The organism is Paraburkholderia sp. SECH4 (assembly GCF_030511745.1).
Classification (GTDB): domain Bacteria; phylum Pseudomonadota; class Gammaproteobacteria; order Burkholderiales; family Burkholderiaceae; genus Paraburkholderia; species Paraburkholderia madseniana.
The window spans coordinates 167,674-184,329 of sequence record NZ_JALOCP010000007.1 but is presented as its reverse complement, the minus strand read 5'-3'; the positions used below and the strand labels follow the sequence as shown (position 1 = coordinate 184,329).

At 61.8% G+C, this 16,656-nt stretch carries 11 protein-coding genes; 6 read left to right on the top strand and 5 right to left on the bottom strand.

The features are described 5' to 3' along the window. Nucleotides 1-13: 13 nt before the first annotated feature. Both M0D67_RS12980 and M0D67_RS12975 read right to left on the bottom strand, forming a co-directional pair. A complete protein-coding gene (locus tag M0D67_RS12980; RefSeq protein WP_154565235.1) occupies nucleotides 14-1,537 on the bottom strand; it encodes an efflux transporter outer membrane subunit in 1,524 nt (507 codons plus the stop codon). A 49-nt stretch (nucleotides 1,538-1,586) separates the two neighbouring features. Further along, nucleotides 1,587-2,102, bottom strand: a complete 516-nt coding sequence (locus tag M0D67_RS12975) for a MarR family winged helix-turn-helix transcriptional regulator (protein ID WP_154565234.1) — start codon at nucleotides 2,100-2,102, stop codon at nucleotides 1,587-1,589. A 318-nt stretch (nucleotides 2,103-2,420) separates the two neighbouring features. Here M0D67_RS12975 and typA point away from each other — a divergent pair, with 318 nt between their 5' ends. The 6 genes from typA to M0D67_RS12945 all read left to right on the top strand — a co-directional run bounded on the left by typA (nucleotide 2,421) and on the right by M0D67_RS12945 (nucleotide 12,301). Beyond that, complete coding sequence (gene typA / locus M0D67_RS12970; protein WP_154565233.1) at nucleotides 2,421-4,247, top strand: translational GTPase TypA; 1,827 nt, start codon at nucleotides 2,421-2,423, stop codon at nucleotides 4,245-4,247. A gap of 382 nt (nucleotides 4,248-4,629) precedes the next feature. Continuing rightward, nucleotides 4,630-7,491: a 2-oxoglutarate dehydrogenase E1 component gene (locus tag M0D67_RS12965; protein ID WP_154565232.1), complete on the top strand. Its 2,862-nt coding sequence runs from the start codon at nucleotides 4,630-4,632 to the stop codon at nucleotides 7,489-7,491. Nucleotides 7,492-7,643: 152 nt separating this feature from the next. Beyond that, on the top strand, nucleotides 7,644-8,933 hold the full coding sequence (gene odhB, locus M0D67_RS12960; RefSeq protein ID WP_154565231.1) for a 2-oxoglutarate dehydrogenase complex dihydrolipoyllysine-residue succinyltransferase: 1,290 nt from the start codon (nucleotides 7,644-7,646) through the stop codon (nucleotides 8,931-8,933). Between the two features lie 139 nt (nucleotides 8,934-9,072). Then, nucleotides 9,073-10,503, top strand: coding sequence for a dihydrolipoyl dehydrogenase (gene lpdA / locus M0D67_RS12955; protein WP_154565230.1), 1,431 nt, complete (start codon nucleotides 9,073-9,075; stop codon nucleotides 10,501-10,503). An 88-nt stretch (nucleotides 10,504-10,591) separates the two neighbouring features. Then, complete coding sequence (gene zapE, locus M0D67_RS12950) at nucleotides 10,592-11,689, top strand: cell division protein ZapE (RefSeq protein WP_171926859.1); 1,098 nt, start codon at nucleotides 10,592-10,594, stop codon at nucleotides 11,687-11,689. A gap of 162 nt (nucleotides 11,690-11,851) precedes the next feature. Further along, complete coding sequence (locus tag M0D67_RS12945; RefSeq protein WP_171926858.1) at nucleotides 11,852-12,301, top strand: transposase; 450 nt, start codon at nucleotides 11,852-11,854, stop codon at nucleotides 12,299-12,301. A gap of 160 nt (nucleotides 12,302-12,461) precedes the next feature. Here M0D67_RS12945 and M0D67_RS12940 read toward each other — a convergent pair whose 3' ends face one another. The 3 genes from M0D67_RS12940 to M0D67_RS12930 form a co-directional block, all read right to left on the bottom strand. Continuing rightward, a complete protein-coding gene (locus tag M0D67_RS12940; RefSeq protein ID WP_171926857.1) occupies nucleotides 12,462-12,947 on the bottom strand; it encodes a DUF2147 domain-containing protein in 486 nt (161 codons plus the stop codon). 245 nt (nucleotides 12,948-13,192) lie between these two features. Continuing rightward, the gene (locus tag M0D67_RS12935; protein ID WP_154565226.1) at nucleotides 13,193-14,902 is read right to left on the bottom strand and encodes a ShlB/FhaC/HecB family hemolysin secretion/activation protein; all 1,710 of its coding nucleotides are present in this window, start codon (nucleotides 14,900-14,902) and stop codon (nucleotides 13,193-13,195) included. 249 nt (nucleotides 14,903-15,151) lie between these two features. Continuing rightward, entirely contained in the window at nucleotides 15,152-16,603 is a 1,452-nt protein-coding gene (locus M0D67_RS12930; protein ID WP_154565225.1) for a collagen-like triple helix repeat-containing protein, read from the bottom strand. Nucleotides 16,604-16,656 lie beyond the last annotated feature (53 nt).

Here is a 16,656-nt window from a genome sequence, read left to right as displayed (position 1 = left end):
CGTCGATGTGGCTTCAGTTTGCAGCGGCGGTCGCAGCGGTGGCCGATGCCGCGGCGGCCGATGCCGGGGCATCGGTCGGCACCACGAGGCCCGTTTGCGTTGCGTCGAAACCGCCACCGAGCGCCTTGATGAGGCCGATCTGCAGATCGCGGCGGCGCATCTTGAGGCCCGTTACCGTCTGTTCGGCGGCAAGGCGGTTCTGGTCGGCGGTCAGCACCTGCAACTGCGGCGACAAACCGGCCTTGTAGCGGATCACCGCGAGCTGATAGGCCTTGGTCGACGCGTCGAGCGCGCGCTGTGCATCGCCCGATTGCTGGTCGATCGAACGGATCGACGACACTTGCGTCGCGACATCCGAGAGCGCATTGATCAGCGTCTGGTTGTAGTCCGCCACATCGAGGTCGAAGTCTGCGTAGCGGCCCTTCAACTGCGAGCGCAGCGCGCCGGCGTCGAAGATGGGCAGGTGAATCGCCGGACCGAATTGCATCTGACGGCTGCCCGACTTCAGGAAACGGCCCCAGCCGAACGCATCGAAACCGAAACCGGCGGCGAGGTTGACGTCCGGGAAGAATTCGGCCTTCGCTTCCTTCACGTCGTGCATCGCGGCTTCGACCTGCCAGCGCGCGGCGACGATATCCGCGCGGCGCGCCACGAGGTCGGCGGGCAGGTTGTTCGGCAGCGCTACGGTATCGCCGGTGGTCAGGGCCGGTTTGGCGATCTGCAGGCCACGATCCGGACCCTTGCCGAGCAGCGCGCCCAACTGATAGCGCGCCACGGTGATCTGGCCGTCGAGATCGGTCAGGTTCGCCTGGCTGGTCGCGATGTTGCCGTTCGCGGTTTCCCGTTCGACGTTGGTGTCGAGCCCCGCGGTTACGCGGCCGTTGGTGATGCGGCTGATGTCCTGGCGGTTGGCGATTTCGCGCGCGGCGATGTCGCGGAATGCGTACAACTGGGCGAGCTGGTTATAGGTGCTCGCCACGGAGGAGGCAAGCGTTACGCGCGCCTGCTGCATGTCGGCTTCAGCGGCTTTTTCCTGCGACACGGCCTGACCGAGGCGCTGGCGGTTCTTGCCCCACAGGTCCAGATCCCACGACGCGCTCGCCAGCACGTTGTTCTCGCTATACCAGGTGCCGCCGTACGGCGGCGGGTAGAGCGCATTCGCCGAGAACAGCTCGCGAGTCCACGAGTAGCTGCCGTTGACCTTCGGGTACAGCGCCGAGCGCGAGCTTTCAATATAAGACGAAGCCTTGGCGAGGCGTGCCTGCGCCTGCGCGATCGAGGGGCTGCCTTCCAGCGCTTCCGCGATCAGCTTCGGCAGTTGCGGGTCGCCGAACTGGTTGGCCCAGTCGAGCGACGGCCACTGGCCGCCCTGGCCGGACAGGCTCTGGCTGGACTCGTACTGAGCCGGCGACGAGATCTGCTTGTCGCTCTTCATGCCGAAGTAGTTCGCGCACCCCGTGAGGGCGAGCGCCGTCACCGCGGCGGCGACAGCGGCCCGGCTCGAAAGTGCGGGCGCGGACAGGGAAAGGGATTTCATCGCTCGACTCTTTGAGTGGAATGTAATGATGGACACTGCAAGCAATTTATTACGATTTGCTGTCAAAATTGCTTGCTGCATCACGGGTTAGTCCCGTTTGTTCGCCGGAATTGATGAGTACGCGGCGCAGCATGCTCTTCAGAAAACCCACTTCTTCGGGGGTAAAGCCGCCCAGCAGGTCGTCCAGCACGCCGTTGAAAATGGCCGGCATTTTGGCCGCGATCGCGTGGCCTTCCGGTGTCAGCGCGAGTCGCACGACCCGCCGGTCTTCGTTGCTGCGCACTCTTGTCAGCAGGCCGCGTTTTTCCAGCCGGTCCACCAGACGCGTGACGGCGCTTGCGTCGATGCCGTATTCGCGCGCCAGTTCGGCCGCCAGCAGGCACTTGCCGCTCGCCACCATGAACAGGATGCTGCCTTGCTGGCTGGTGATGCCCAACTCGGCCATGCTGCGCTGCGTGACCAGGTTCGACATGGTCGATTTCACCCGCGAGAGCAAATAGCCGACGCTTTCGCCCAGCTGATACTCGCTGATCTCTGAGCCGGGTGTTGAGGACGGATCCGTCATGATTCTCGTGCGAATGCAATGGTTGACTAGGCAGGATTATAGACAGCGGTTGATTGACGCGGCAAGCGTTATTACAGCTTAGGCAAGGAACTTTTACGGCTCAAGGCACAATGCGCGTGGATTTGCGTAGGATTTCGCCGAAGTCGTGTGGGTCTGTTTCTTACGCAGCGCTGCGTGGAAAACGATGGGACTATCAGGGAATACCAGAAAGCTTCATTTGGGCGTGCTATAATGTTGGGTTCCCAAAAGTGCGCTTTGGGCTTTGTTGGCTTCGTACACAATGCTGCTGCTGGCGCACTCAACTGTCTCCAGGTTCCTATGACTCGCGCCCTACGCAATATCGCCATCATTGCCCACGTCGACCACGGCAAGACCACGCTCGTCGACCAGCTCCTCCGCCAAACCGCTACCTTCCGCGACAACCAGGCGGTTGTCGAGCGCGTGATGGACTCGAACGACATCGAAAAGGAACGTGGCATCACGATTCTTTCGAAGAACTGCGCGGTCGAGTACGAAGGCACGCACATCAACATCGTCGACACCCCGGGCCACGCCGACTTCGGCGGTGAAGTGGAGCGTGTGCTGTCGATGGTCGACTCGGTGCTGCTGCTGGTCGACGCGGTCGAAGGCCCGATGCCGCAAACGCGCTTCGTGACCAAGAAGGCGCTGGCGCTCGGTCTCAAGCCGATCGTCGTGATCAACAAGGTCGACCGCCCGGGCGCGCGGATCGACTGGGTGATCAACCAGACGTTCGATCTGTTCGACAAGCTGGGTGCAACTGACGAACAACTCGATTTCCCGATCGTCTACGCATCGGGTCTGAATGGCTACGCCGGCCTGACGCCGGACGTGCGCGAAGGCGACATGCGTCCGCTGTTCGAAGCCGTGCTGGAACACGTGCCGGTCCGCCCGGCTGATCCGTCGGCGCCGCTGCAACTGCAGATCACGTCGCTGGATTATTCGTCGTACGTCGGCCGCATCGGCGTTGGCCGCATTACGCGTGGCACGATCAAGCCGGGCATGTCCGTCGCCGTGCGTTCGGGCCCTGACGGCGCGATCCTGAACCGCAAGATCAATCAGGTCCTGTCGTTCAAGGGTCTCGAACGCGTGCAGGTCGACTCGGCTGAAGCCGGCGACATCGTGCTGATCAACGGTATCGAAGAAATCGGTATCGGCGTGACCATCTGCGCACCGGAGCAGCCGGACGCGCTGCCGATGATCACCGTCGACGAACCGACCCTGACGATGAACTTCCTCGTCAATTCGTCGCCGCTGGCCGGCCGCGAAGGCAAGTTCGTCACGAGTCGTCAGATTCGCGACCGCCTGATGAAGGAACTGAACCACAACGTGGCGCTGCGCGTGAAAGAAACGGGCGACGAAACCACGTTCGAAGTGGCAGGCCGCGGCGAGCTGCACCTGACCATCCTGGTTGAAAACATGCGCCGTGAAGGCTACGAGCTGGCCGTGTCGCGTCCGCGCGTGGTGATGACGGAAGTCGACGGCGTGAAGCATGAGCCGTACGAAAACCTGACGGTCGACATGGAAGACGGCCACCAGGGTGGCGTGATGGAAGAGCTGGGCCGCCGCAAGGGCGAAATGCTCGACATGGCATCGGACGGCCGTGGCCGTACGCGTCTCGAGTATCGTATCTCGGCGCGTGGGCTGATCGGTTTCCAGGGCGAATTCTTGACGCTGACGCGCGGTACGGGCCTGATGAGCCACACGTTCGACTCGTATCAGCCGGTCAGGGAGGGTGGTGTCGGCGAGCGTCGTAACGGCGTGCTGATTTCGCAGGACGACGGCGCGGCAGTGGCGTACGCACTGTGGAAGCTGCAGGATCGCGGCCGTATGTTCGTGTCGCCGGGCGAGCCGCTGTACGAAGGCATGATCATTGGCATTCACAGCCGTGACAACGACCTGGTCGTGAACCCGATCAAGGGCAAGCAACTGACCAACGTGCGTTCGTCGGGTACGGACGAAGCGGTGCGCCTCGTGCCGCCGATCCAGATGTCGCTGGAATACGCGGTTGAATTCATCGACGACGACGAACTGGTCGAGGTCACGCCGAAATCCATCCGTCTGCGCAAGCGTTACCTGAAGGAGCACGAGCGCCGCAGCGCCAGCCGTAAGGGCGCAGTGGACTAAATCAGCATCGGCCCTAATCCTGGGTAAGCAGCATGCTGTCAGGCAAAAGCCACCTCCGGGTGGCTTTGCCATTTCTGGCGCCCAATTCGCGTTGCACGCAATTGCTCACGGTTGGCTGTCTGTTTGTCGTGTTTGTCCCCGTTTTTTGCAGAAGTCTGTTGCGAGGCTTGCAAAACCGGCCGGAAGCCCGCCGTAAAAGGCTTGAGCGGCAATCCGTCTGCTATCTGCACTATCCGTTCTGTGATATGCTCCCCGGGTGCAAAGTTTTAGGTCCTTCCAAGCAAGACTTGATTCGCGCAATCCGCTAAACGGTCAGGCCGTGTCGCGGAAGGTTCTGTAACCCGCTATTTCTCGAGAAACTCGAAGAAAGGTGAGCGTAAAAATGATGAAGCAATTCCAGTCGAACTCTTATCTGTTCGGCGGCAATGCTCCGTACGTAGAAGAAATGTACGAAGCGTATCTCGATAATCCGGCGTCAGTGCCCGAGAACTGGCGCAGCTATTTCGACGCGTTGCAGAACGTCCCTGCATCGGATGGCAGCAATGCCAACGACGTGGCCCATGGCCCGATCGTCGAATCGTTTGCGCAACGGGCCAAGGCTAACGCCTTCATCCCGCGCACGGCGGCCGGCGGCGAAGATCTCGCTACCTCCCGCAAGCAAGTCTATGTGCAGTCCCTCATCGGCGCATATCGCTTCCTCGGCTCGCAATGGGCCAATCTCGATCCCCTGAAGCGCCGCGAACGTCCCGCTATCCCCGAACTTGAACCCGCGTTCTACGACTTCACCGAAGCCGACATGGACCAGGAGTTCAGCGCCACGAATCTGTATTTCGGGTTCGAGCGTGCTTCGCTGCGCGAGATCGTCAAGGCCCTGCGTGACACGTACTGCGGCACGATCGGCGCCGAGTACATGTACATCAGCGATCCGGAACAGAAGCGCTGGTGGAAAGAGAAGCTCGAGTCGATCCGTTCGACGCCGAACTTCTCCAATGAAAAGAAAAAGCACATCCTGAATCGCCTGACGGCCGCTGAAGGCCTCGAGCGCTTCCTGCACACCAAGTACGTCGGCCAGAAACGCTTCTCGCTCGAAGGCGGCGAAAGCTTCATCGCCTCGATGGACGAAGTCGTGCGTCATGGCGGCGCCAACGGCGTACAGGAAATCGTCATCGGCATGGCCCACCGTGGCCGTCTGAACGTGCTGGTCAATACGCTCGGCAAGATGCCGGCTGACCTGTTTGCCGAATTCGAAGGCAAGCACGTCGACGACCTGCCGGCCGGCGACGTGAAGTACCACAAGGGTTTCTCGTCGGACGTTTCGACCGAAGGCGGCCCGGTTCACCTGTCGCTCGCGTTCAACCCGTCGCACCTTGAAATCGTCAACCCGGTGGTCGAAGGTTCGGCGAAGGCACGTATGGATCGCCGCGGCGACGACAGCGGCCTGCAAGTGCTGCCGGTGCAGATCCACGGCGACGCGGCCTTCGCTGGCCAGGGCGTCGTGATGGAAACGCTGAACCTCGCGCAAACGCGCGGTTACGGCACGCACGGCACGCTGCACATCGTCATCAACAACCAGATCGGTTTCACGACGTCGGACCCGCGCGACTCGCGCTCCACGTTGTACTGCTCGGACGTCGTCAAGATGATCGAGGCGCCGGTGCTGCACGTGAACGGTGACGATCCTGAGGCGGTCGTGCTGGCTACGCAGTTGGCTATCGACTTCCGGATGCAGTTCCACAAGGACGTGGTTGTCGACATCGTCTGCTTCCGCAAGCTGGGTCACAACGAGCAGGACACGCCGGCGGTTACGCAGCCGTTGATGTACAAGACGATTGCGAAGCACCCGGGCACGCGCGCGCTGTACGCTGAAAAGCTGGTGCAACAGGGCGTGATCACGGCGGCAGAAGGCGACGAATTCGTCAAGGCCTACCGCAAGGCGATGGACGAAGGCCATCACACGATCGACCCGGTGCTCTCGAACTACAAGAGCAAGTACGCGGTGGATTGGGTTCCGTTCCTGAACCGCAAGTGGACCGACGCAGCCGACACGGCAGTGCCGTTGGCTGAACTGAAGCGCCTCGCTGAGCGCGTCACCACGATCCCGGAAAACTTCAAGGTTCACCCGCTGGTCGAGCGCGTCATCAACGACCGTCGCGCGATGGGCCGTGGTGAAGCGAAGCTTGACTGGGGCATGGGCGAACACCTGGCATTCGCATCGCTGGTCGCATCGGGCTACGCAGTGCGCCTGACCGGTCAGGACTCGGGCCGTGGCACGTTCACGCACCGTCACGCGGTGCTGCACGATCAGAACCGCGAACGCTGGAACGACGGCACGTATGTGCCGCTGCAGAACATCGCCGAAGGTCAGGCGAAGTTCACAGTGATCGACTCGGTGCTGTCGGAAGAAGCGGTGCTGGGCTTCGAATACGGTTACTCGACCGCTGAACCGAATACGTTCGTCGCGTGGGAAGCGCAGTTCGGCGACTTCGTGAACGGCGCGCAAGTCGTGATCGACCAGTTCATCTCGTCGGGCGAAGTGAAGTGGGGCCGCGTGTCGGGTCTCACGATGCTGCTGCCGCACGGCTACGAAGGTCAAGGTCCGGAGCACTCGTCGGCACGTATCGAACGTTTCCTGCAACTGTGTGCAGACCACAACATGCAGGTCGTTCAACCGACCACGCCGGCGCAGATTTTCCACCTGTTGCGCCGTCAGATGATCCGCCTGTTCCGCAAGCCGCTGATCGTCGCTACGCCGAAGTCGCTGCTGCGCCACAAGGAAGCCGTGTCGGATCTGTCCGAACTGGCGAAGGGCGCGTTCCAGCCGATCCTCGGCGAAATCGACGATGCGATCGAGCCGAAGAAGGTCAAGCGCGTGGTGGCCTGCTCGGGTCGCGTGTACTACGACCTGCTGGCACATCGCCGTGAATCGAAGTCGAACGACGTCGCGATCATCCGTATCGAACAGCTCTATCCGTTCGCGCATAAGCAGTTCGAAGCGGAAATGAAGAAGTACGACAACGCGACCGAAGTGGTCTGGGTGCAGGACGAGCCGCAGAATCAAGGCCCGTGGTTCTACATCGAGCACCACCTGAAGGAAGGCATGAAGGACGGGCAGAAGCTGGCATACAGCGGACGTCCGGCTTCGGCTTCGCCGGCAGTCGGCTACTACGCGAAGCACTACGAGCAGCAGAAGGCGCTGATCGAAGGCGCTTTCGGCCGCCTCAAGAGCGCGTCGATCGCTAAATAAGGAAAACAGACGAACCGGGAAAGCGCGTTGCGCTTTCCCGTGCCGCGTTCAGTCACCCCATGGTGGTTCGTTCCCGGCAGGTATGGTTCGCAGGCGGTCGTCGAGTACATAGATCGCGCGCCGTCACCCGATACGTATTCAGGATATTCATAATGGCTATTGTTGAAGTCAAGGTTCCCCAGCTCTCCGAGTCGGTTTCGGAAGCCACGATGCTGCAGTGGAAGAAGAAGCCCGGCGAGGCTGTTGCTCAAGACGAAATTCTCATCGAAATCGAGACCGACAAGGTCGTGCTCGAAGTGCCGGCGCCCTCCGCCGGCGTGCTCGCACAAGTGATCTCGAACGACGGCGACATCGTCGTTGCGGATCAGGTGATCGCCAAGATCGACACCGAAGGCACGGCAGGCGCCGCTGCTGTCGAAGCCGAAGTGAAGCCGGCTCCGGTTGCCGCACCGGCACCGGCTGCTGCACCGGCCGCTCAGGCTGCATCCGCAACGGGTGCGAACACCGCTGCTTCGCCGGCTGCCGGCAAGCTGATGGCCGAGAAGGGTCTGGGCGCGGGCGACGTCGCCGGCACGGGCCGCGACGGCCGCATCACCAAGGGTGACGTGCTGACTGCGGGTCAAGCCGCACCGGCACCGGCTGCCAAGGCCGCGGCACCGGCACCGGCTGCCGCACCGAAGGCTGCCAAGCCGTCGCTGCCGGACGTTAAGGCACCGGCATCGGCCGACCAATGGCTGAAAGACCGCCCGGAACAACGCGTTCCGATGTCGCGTCTGCGTGCGCGTATCGCCGAGCGTCTGCTCGAGTCGCAGCAAACCAACGCCATCCTCACCACGTTCAACGAAGTGAACATGGCGCCGGTGATGGACCTGCGCAACAAGTACAAAGACAAGTTCGAAAAGGAACATGGCGTGAAGCTGGGCTTCATGTCGTTCTTCGTGAAGGCGGCTGTTCACGCGCTGAAGAAATTCCCGCTCGTGAACGCGTCGATCGACGGTAACGACATCGTCTATCACGGCTATTTCGACATCGGTATCGCGGTCGGTTCGCCGCGTGGCCTGGTGGTGCCGATCCTGCGCAACGCAGATCAACTGAGCCTCGCCGAAATCGAAAAGAAGATTGCTGAATTCGGCCAGAAGGCCAAGGACGGCAAGCTGTCGATCGAAGAAATGACGGGCGGTACGTTCTCGATCTCGAACGGTGGTGTGTTCGGTTCGATGCTGTCGACCCCGATTATCAACCCGCCGCAATCCGCCATTCTGGGCGTGCACGCCACCAAGGAACGCGCTGTGGTCGAAAACGGCCAGATCGTGATCCGTCCGATGAACTATCTGGCGCTGTCGTATGACCACCGGATCATCGACGGTCGCGAAGCGGTGCTGTCGCTGGTCGCCATGAAGGATGCGCTGGAAGACCCGGCGCGCCTGCTGCTCGACCTGTAAGCACTGGCTCGGCTGGCGTCGGCTTGTCATCGCACAAGTCGGCGCCATATAAGCAGCACGTCTTTAGCATTCCGCAGTACTCGAACGACGCGCGCCACGAAGCGTGGCCGCGCGTCGCTCCGTCATCAAAAGGATTGTCATGTCCAAAGAATTTGACGTCGTTGTGATCGGCGCCGGCCCCGGCGGTTATATCGCCGCTATCCGTGCAGCGCAGCTCGGCAAGACGGTCGCATGTATCGAAAAATGGAAGAACCCGGCCGGCGCACTGAAGCTCGGCGGCACGTGCCTGAACGTGGGTTGCATTCCGTCGAAGGCGCTGCTCGCGTCGTCGGAAGAATTTGAAAACGCGCAGCACCACCTAGCCGATCACGGTATCAACGTGTCGGACGTGAAGCTCGACATCACGAAGATGCTCGCCCGCAAGGAAGGCATCGTCGAGAAGATGACCAAGGGTATCGAGTTCCTGTTCCGCAAGAACAAGATCACGTGGCTCAAGGGCCATGGCAAGTTCACCGGCAAGACGGACGCCGGCGTGCAGATCGAAGTCAGCGGCGAAGGCGAAACCGAAGTCGTGACGGCGAAGAACGTCATCATCGCCACGGGTTCGAAGGCGCGTCATCTGCCGAACGTTCCGGTCGACAACAAGATCGTCGCCGACAACGAAGGCGCACTGACGTTCGACTCCGTGCCGAAGAAGCTCGCCGTGATCGGCGCAGGCGTGATCGGTCTGGAGCTCGGCTCGGTGTGGCGCCGTCTGGGCGCTGACGTGACCGTGCTCGAAGCGCTGCCGGAATTCCTCGGCGCGGCTGACCAGGCGCTCGCCAAGGAAGCCGCCAAGCAATTCAAGAAGCAAGGTCTGGACATCCACGTCGGCGTGAAGGTCGGCGAAATCAAGACCACTGACAACAGCGTCACGATCAATTACACGGACAAGGACGGCAACGCGCAAACGCTCGAAGCCGACCGCCTGATCGTGTCGATCGGCCGCGTGCCGAACACCGACAACCTCGGTCTCGAAGCCATCGGCCTGAAGGCGAACGAGCGCGGTTTCATCGACGTCGACGACCACTGCGCAACGGCTGTGCCGAACGTGTACGCGATCGGCGACGTGGTGCGTGGCCCGATGCTCGCGCACAAGGCTGAAGACGAAGGCGTGATGGTCGCTGAAATCATCGACGGTCAGAAGCCGCATATCGACTACAACTGCATTCCGTGGGTGATCTACACCGAACCGGAAATCGCGTGGGTCGGCAAGACCGAACAGCAACTGAAGGCCGAAGGCCGCGAAGTCAAGACGGGCCAGTTCCCGTTCATGGCAAACGGCCGCGCGCTGGGCATCAACAAGGCGGATGGTTTCGTCAAGATGATCGCCGACGCGAAGACCGACGAGCTGCTGGGCGTGCACATCATCTCGGCAAACGCATCGGACCTGATCGCGGAAGCCGTGGTGGCGATGGAATTCAAGGCGGCGTCGGAAGACATCGGCCGCATTTGCCATCCGCACCCGTCGCTCTCGGAAGTCATGCGCGAAGCGGCTCTGGCCGTGGACAAGCGCGCGCTGAACATGTAATCGCGCACGCCTGACTGAACGCAACTCTGGCATCACCACGAAGGCGGGCGGGTTCACTCCCTCCCGCCTTTCTTTTTGCAGCAACACAATGAACGTCACCGAATACTACGAAAAAGAACTGCAGACGCGGGGTTATCAATCGGACCCGGCGCAACGCGCGGCGGTTGACCGTCTGCAGCGGTGTTATGACGAGTGGGTCGAGTACAAATCGCGCCGCTCGAACGCGTTCAAAAAACTGATCATCCACCCGGATCTGCCACGTGGCGTGTACCTGTGGGGCGGCGTAGGGCGGGGCAAGAGCTTCCTGATGGACAGCTTCTACATGATCGTGCCGGTGCAGCGCAAAACGCGGCTGCATTTCCACGAGTTCATGCGCGAGGTGCATCGCGAACTGGAAGAGCTGAAAGGTACAGCCGATCCGCTCGACGAACTCGCGCGCCGTATCGCCAGGCGCTACCGGCTGATCTGTTTCGACGAATTCCACGTCTCGGATATCGCCGACGCGATGATCCTCTACCGCCTGCTCGACAAGCTGTTCGAGAACGGCGTGCAATTCGTGATGACGTCCAACTACGATCCGGACACGCTCTATCCGGACGGTCTGCATCGCGACCGCATGCTGCCGGCAATCGAACTGATCAAGTCGAAGCTCGACGTGATTAACGTCGACGCGGGGATCGACTACCGTAAGCGCACGCTGGCTCAGGTCGAGGTGTATCACACGCCGCTTGGCGCTGCTTCGGATAAAGCATTGCGCGACGCGTTTTCGCGCCTTGCAGCAGTTCCTGATGAGAGCCCTATCTTGCGCATTGAAAAGCGCGAGCTGAAGGCGCTGCGACGCGCTGACGGCGTCGTGTGGTTCGATTTCGCGACGCTCTGCGGCGGCCCACGCTCGCAGAACGATTACCTCGAGCTGGCGAGCCGCTTTCACGCTGTGATCCTGTCCGGCGTGCCGCAGATGTCGGTGCGCATGGCTTCGGAGGCGCGCCGCTTCACCTGGCTGATCGACGTGTTCTACGATCACAAGGTCAAGCTGCTGATGTCGGCAGCGGTGCCGCCCGATCAGTTGTATGTCGACGGTCCGATGGCCAACGAATTCACGCGCACAGTCTCGCGCATCGTCGAAATGCAATCGAAAGAATATCTCGACACGCCGCGCCGGATCGTCGATACGTCGCTGACTTAAGCCGCCGCGTGACGCGGGCGCGGATGCTTTTGCGATAGATCACGGTCCGCTTGTCGAAGCGGCGGAGTCCGAAGTCGTATTTTCAAGATTCGGATTGGTCTTATGTTCCGTCCGCGGAGGACTGGATATCTTATTTGTCATGGTTCTGACAAAGGAGAAGCCATGAATCCGTACCGTGATATCAATGATGAAGAATGGCAACGTGTTGCACCGTTGCTCCCTGAACTGCGTCCGCGTTCCGAACTGCGTGGCCGGCCGCTCGCCAACACGCGCTCCGTGCTCAACGGCGTGCTGTGGGTGATGTATAGCGGCGCGACCTGGTCCGCCATGCCGCGCAAATATCCGTCGTATCAGACCTGCCATCGCCGCTTCAAGGCATGGTACGAGTCCGGAGTACTCAAGCGCATCATGGACCAGTTGTTTGGCGCATCGAGCGAAGAACTCTGCAAGCTGATGGAAGCGCGCATGCGCACGCATGTGGGCGCGGAACAGAAGAGCGTTGACGCAGAAAAGGTGCCCGCAGCAGTGCCCCCGGCGTACAGCCCGGCATCGGTCAAGCCGTTACCGTCTTCGCCGTTCGCATATACGTCGCCCTTCAAGCACGCTGCATGACAACTTCAACCAGCCAGACGCAAACAAAAAAACGGCCGGACGATAGCGATCGTCGGCCGTTTTTTCTGGTTCCATTCTGGCAGCAGATGCGGCCCTAATGGAACATCAGCTTCGCGCGTCAGGCATTGGCGCCTGAACGACGCGCTCGTTATTGCTGGCGTTACTGTTGGCGAATCCAGGTTTGCGAGCGGCCCAGCAGCGAAACGCCAATGTAGCCACGCACCACCAGCTTGTTCCCACCGTCTTCAAGGTGCATCTTGCACTTGTAGACCTTTCCGTTTTCCGGGTCGAGAATCTGCCCTTGATCCCAGCCGTCGCCGTCCTTTTTCATATCGTTGATGATCGTCATGCCGAGAATCAACTGGTCCTTGCGCGCGTCCGTACATTCAGTGCAGCGGCGATCCGGTTTATCGTTCGCACCGAGTCCCTTGATCACCTTGCCACTCAGCGAGCCGCTGCTGTCCTGTGCAATTTGCACGAGCGCCTTGGGCTGGCCGGTGCTGTCGTCAATGGTTTGCCACGTGCCGACCGGAGAATCGACCTGCGCCATTGCCGTGACGGCGCTGACGAGCAGCACGCCGGCGAGGGCGGCATGTTTGGCTGTGCGAAGCGCGATTGCGTGCGCGTGTTGAGTGAATTGCATCATTGTCTTCCTCCTTGATTAAAGACGGCGCGATCATGGTCGCGCGGCGTTATTGGCATCTCGGGCGGTCTTCAGTTGCCGACTGCCGTGATGCCTGGTATTGCCTCTCAGATTCCACTTCGACCACATCGGCGTGCGCCCCCCGCGACCTGGGAGCCGCGGGTCGCACACCGTCAGCGCAGAATACGTGAAAGTGCGCGTGTCGTTTGATAGTGGAACCTCTAATCAGGACGCGGCACTTTCGAACTTCAGTTCAGCTGATACGAGAACGTCGCGTTGATGCGTGGGCTGCGCGACGCGCTTTCCACCGGCGCATCGCCGATCGGTTTGGCCACCGACAAATCCAGGCTGTAGTACTTCGCGTCCGAGATCCGGAAGCCGAACGCAATCGACGACAGCTTCGACGGCGAGGGCGTGCCCGCATGCAGATACACGCGGGCCATGTCGAACGAGACATACGGTGTGAAGGTGCGCAGATAGGTGAAACCCGGCGTGAACGGCCGGTTGACTTCGAACATTGCGCCCCAGCCCGAATCGCCCGACGCTTCGCCCGGTTCATAACCCTGGGCAAAACGTTGCGCGCCGAACGAGATCTGTTCCGACGTCGGCAGCGAGACGCCGCTGTACTGACCGGTCAGCGAAACCGCGGTGCCGATCTTCAGCGGCCACTCGTTGGTTTGCGAAAAGCTTGCACCGGTCCGCACGAAGTTGATCGACGCCGGATTCGTGACCGTCGTGCCGGGAACGTTCGAGTCGCCGGATTTCGACGCACCAAGGATATCGAAAGCCTTCGCCACGTTAATACTCGCGCGACGCACCTGGCCAGTTTCCACGTTGGTGTAGTCGGCCTGCAGTTGCAGCACCCGCACCTGTGAGCGAAAGCCGATCTGCGCGCCGGTGTTATGGTTGTTGTAGCGATCTTCGTCGTGCGACGCATAGACCGAGGCCGTGCCGATCACGCTCTGCTTGTTGCTCAACAGGATCGGATACGCCAGCGAGCCGCCGACCTTATCGTTGATGACCGTACGCTCGATAAAGGAGGGCAGGCCGGGATTGTCGGTGGGATTGCCGCGATAGTGCGACGCATCGATCTTCCCGATCAGTCCATTGCTGCCGATCGGCACCGTGGCGTGCGCGGCGAGATAGGTGACGTTGTCGCGGCCCTTCGGCAGCAACGCAGACACGCTCAGTTGTTCGCCAAGCGCGGTCAGGCCGTTTTCGGTGGCCGTCAACAGGCCTTGCACGCCGGGGTGATTGAAGTCGATACCCGTGCTGAGATCGAACGGTTTGCGGTCCACGTTCAATTCGAGTGTGGTGGCGCCGTCGGTATTTTGCGGTGGCGCCACGTTGGCCGCGACTTTCACGCCGGGCAACAGACCCAGCACGTTGATGTAACGCTCGAAGGTGGCACGCCGCAACGGCCGGTCGGCGACGATATGGTCGGCGATCGCGCGGATCTTGTCTTCGACCGCGCCCGGCTTGCCTGTCACCTTGACCGCGGACACATAGCCTTCGACCACCGTCACGCGCACCACGCCGTCGTCGAACGTCTGCGCGGGAATGAACGCAAACGAGAGCGCATAGCCGCGATCCTGATACAGCTTCGTAACGCCGTTGGCGACCTGAATCAGATCGCCGATGGTGGTGTCTTTGCCGACGAGCGGCGTGAAGCGCTGCGCGACTTCGTCGAACGGAATGGACTTTACGCCCTCGACCTGAATCTTTGAAGGCGTCAGATGGCGGGCGAGCAGTTCCTGAAGTTGGGGGGCTTGCGGCGTGACCTGCATGGTCACGTTCGGGCCTTTGTCGGGCGCCTTGATCTGCGGCAGCGAATCGAGAGGATTGCCGCCGACGGTCGGGCCGGCTGGGCGTGACTGCGCGTGTGCTGCTACTTGCATCCCGCTTGCCGCGATCGCCGCGAGCAGGAGGGTCCATTTACTACCGTACCCGAGTTTCATCGGATTTTCCTCGTATGCCGTTCTTGTCTTGCGGACGCGCCGCCAGGCCGGGCTGGTCGCGATCGCTTATGTGTGGCTCGACGCATACTGCCATGCTTGCATGTATTACGTCACGTGCTCCGTGGGGCTTGAGCATTGGCTGCAAAAAGCGCGGAGCACGTGATGAGGCGGACTGCTTATGCACGCTACATAGCGGGACGTCCAACGGGACGCCTTCTATGCGCGGCATCAACGAGCGACTTATGCGGACTACTTATGGCTCACCGGCACCAGGCCGCCGAGCAATGTCGTCAAGCCGCCCGTCGCACTACCCGAGCCGCTTGTCGAACCTGCCGCCGAGCTGAGCGTGCCGGTCAACTGGCCGACGAGGGCGGTCACTGGGGCGAGCGGGTTGCTGCCGCTGCTGCCCGAGGCGCTGCTGGTGACGCCGGAGAGCGCGCCGGTCAGCGTCGACAACGGATTCGATGCGCTACCCGAGCCGCCCAGCGCCGAGGTGAGCGAACTCAAGGGCGTGCCACCCAGCACCGAAGTCAGCGAACTCAGCGGCGAGCCACCCGAAGTCAGCGAACTCAAGGGCGAGCCACCCGAAGTCAGCGAACTCAAGGGCGTGCCGCTCAACGCCGAGGTCAGGCCGGACAGCGGTGTGCCGCCGAGCAGCGTCGACACGGAACCGAGCGGGTTGCTGCCGAGCCCGAGACTCGCGAGCGAGTTTTGCAGCGGGCCGAACGGGCTGCCGTTAGCAGGCGGCCCATTGACGACGGCCACGTTCGTGCTGCCGACGAGGCTCGTAATCAAGCCGGGAATCGGATTCGCGCCATTCGGGCCGTTCGGATTGACGAGGCCGCCGGCATTCGTCACCGTGTTGCCGAGCGAGCCGACCAGGTTGCCGAGATCGGCGCCGATCGGGTTCTTCGTTGCCGCGCCGACTTGCGAGCTGGTCGAACTCAACGTGCCGCCGATTTGCGCGAGCAGGCCGCCCACCGGCGCGCCGAGGCCGGTCTGCGTGCCGACCGTCTGCGTCACGAGTCCGACGGTCTGCACGATCGGCGTGATCGCGGTGCTGATCGGCTGGGTGATCTGCTGCACCGGCGCGGAGGCCAGCGAATTGCCGAGCGTCACGCCACCGGCGTTCAGGGCACCGGCGGTAGTGGAGAGGACCGTTGCCAGCGGCGTGGTGAGCGGCGACAGCGGCGCGAGATTGCCGGTGCCGAGCCCGCCGACCGCGGTGCTCAGACCTTGCACGACGCCGCTTGTCGAACTGACTACCGAGCCGAGTCCGGCGACCGTGGTGCCGACCGGATTGGAGGTCGTGCCGATTTGCCCGACGCCGCCGCTCACTGCGTTGGCGAGTGAATTCAGTGTGCCGCTTGTGCTCGACACCGCGTTGCCGAGACCTTGCGTGACCTGCGGGCTGAGGCCCGGGATGGTCTGCGAGGCGATCGTGTCGCCGAGGTCGCTGGTGGTCTGCGCGGCGGCGGTGGCGACGCCGGTCGTGCCCGACGACGTGCTGGGGGTCGGGCCGCCGCTCGTCGAACCCCCGCCGCTAGAGCTACCGCCAGCGGCTACGCTCGGTGGCGCAGTGACGCCATTGCCGCCACACGCGGCGAGCAAGCCTGCGACTGCAACGGCGATCAACGGTGCGCGCAACGACGACACTGTCGCGCACGCCGCATGGAGAGTAAAAAAACGTTGGCTGGACATAGGTGCTCCTCAGTATCTTCTAGGTGTCGTGTGCGTGGTTTGCGTGCGCCTGT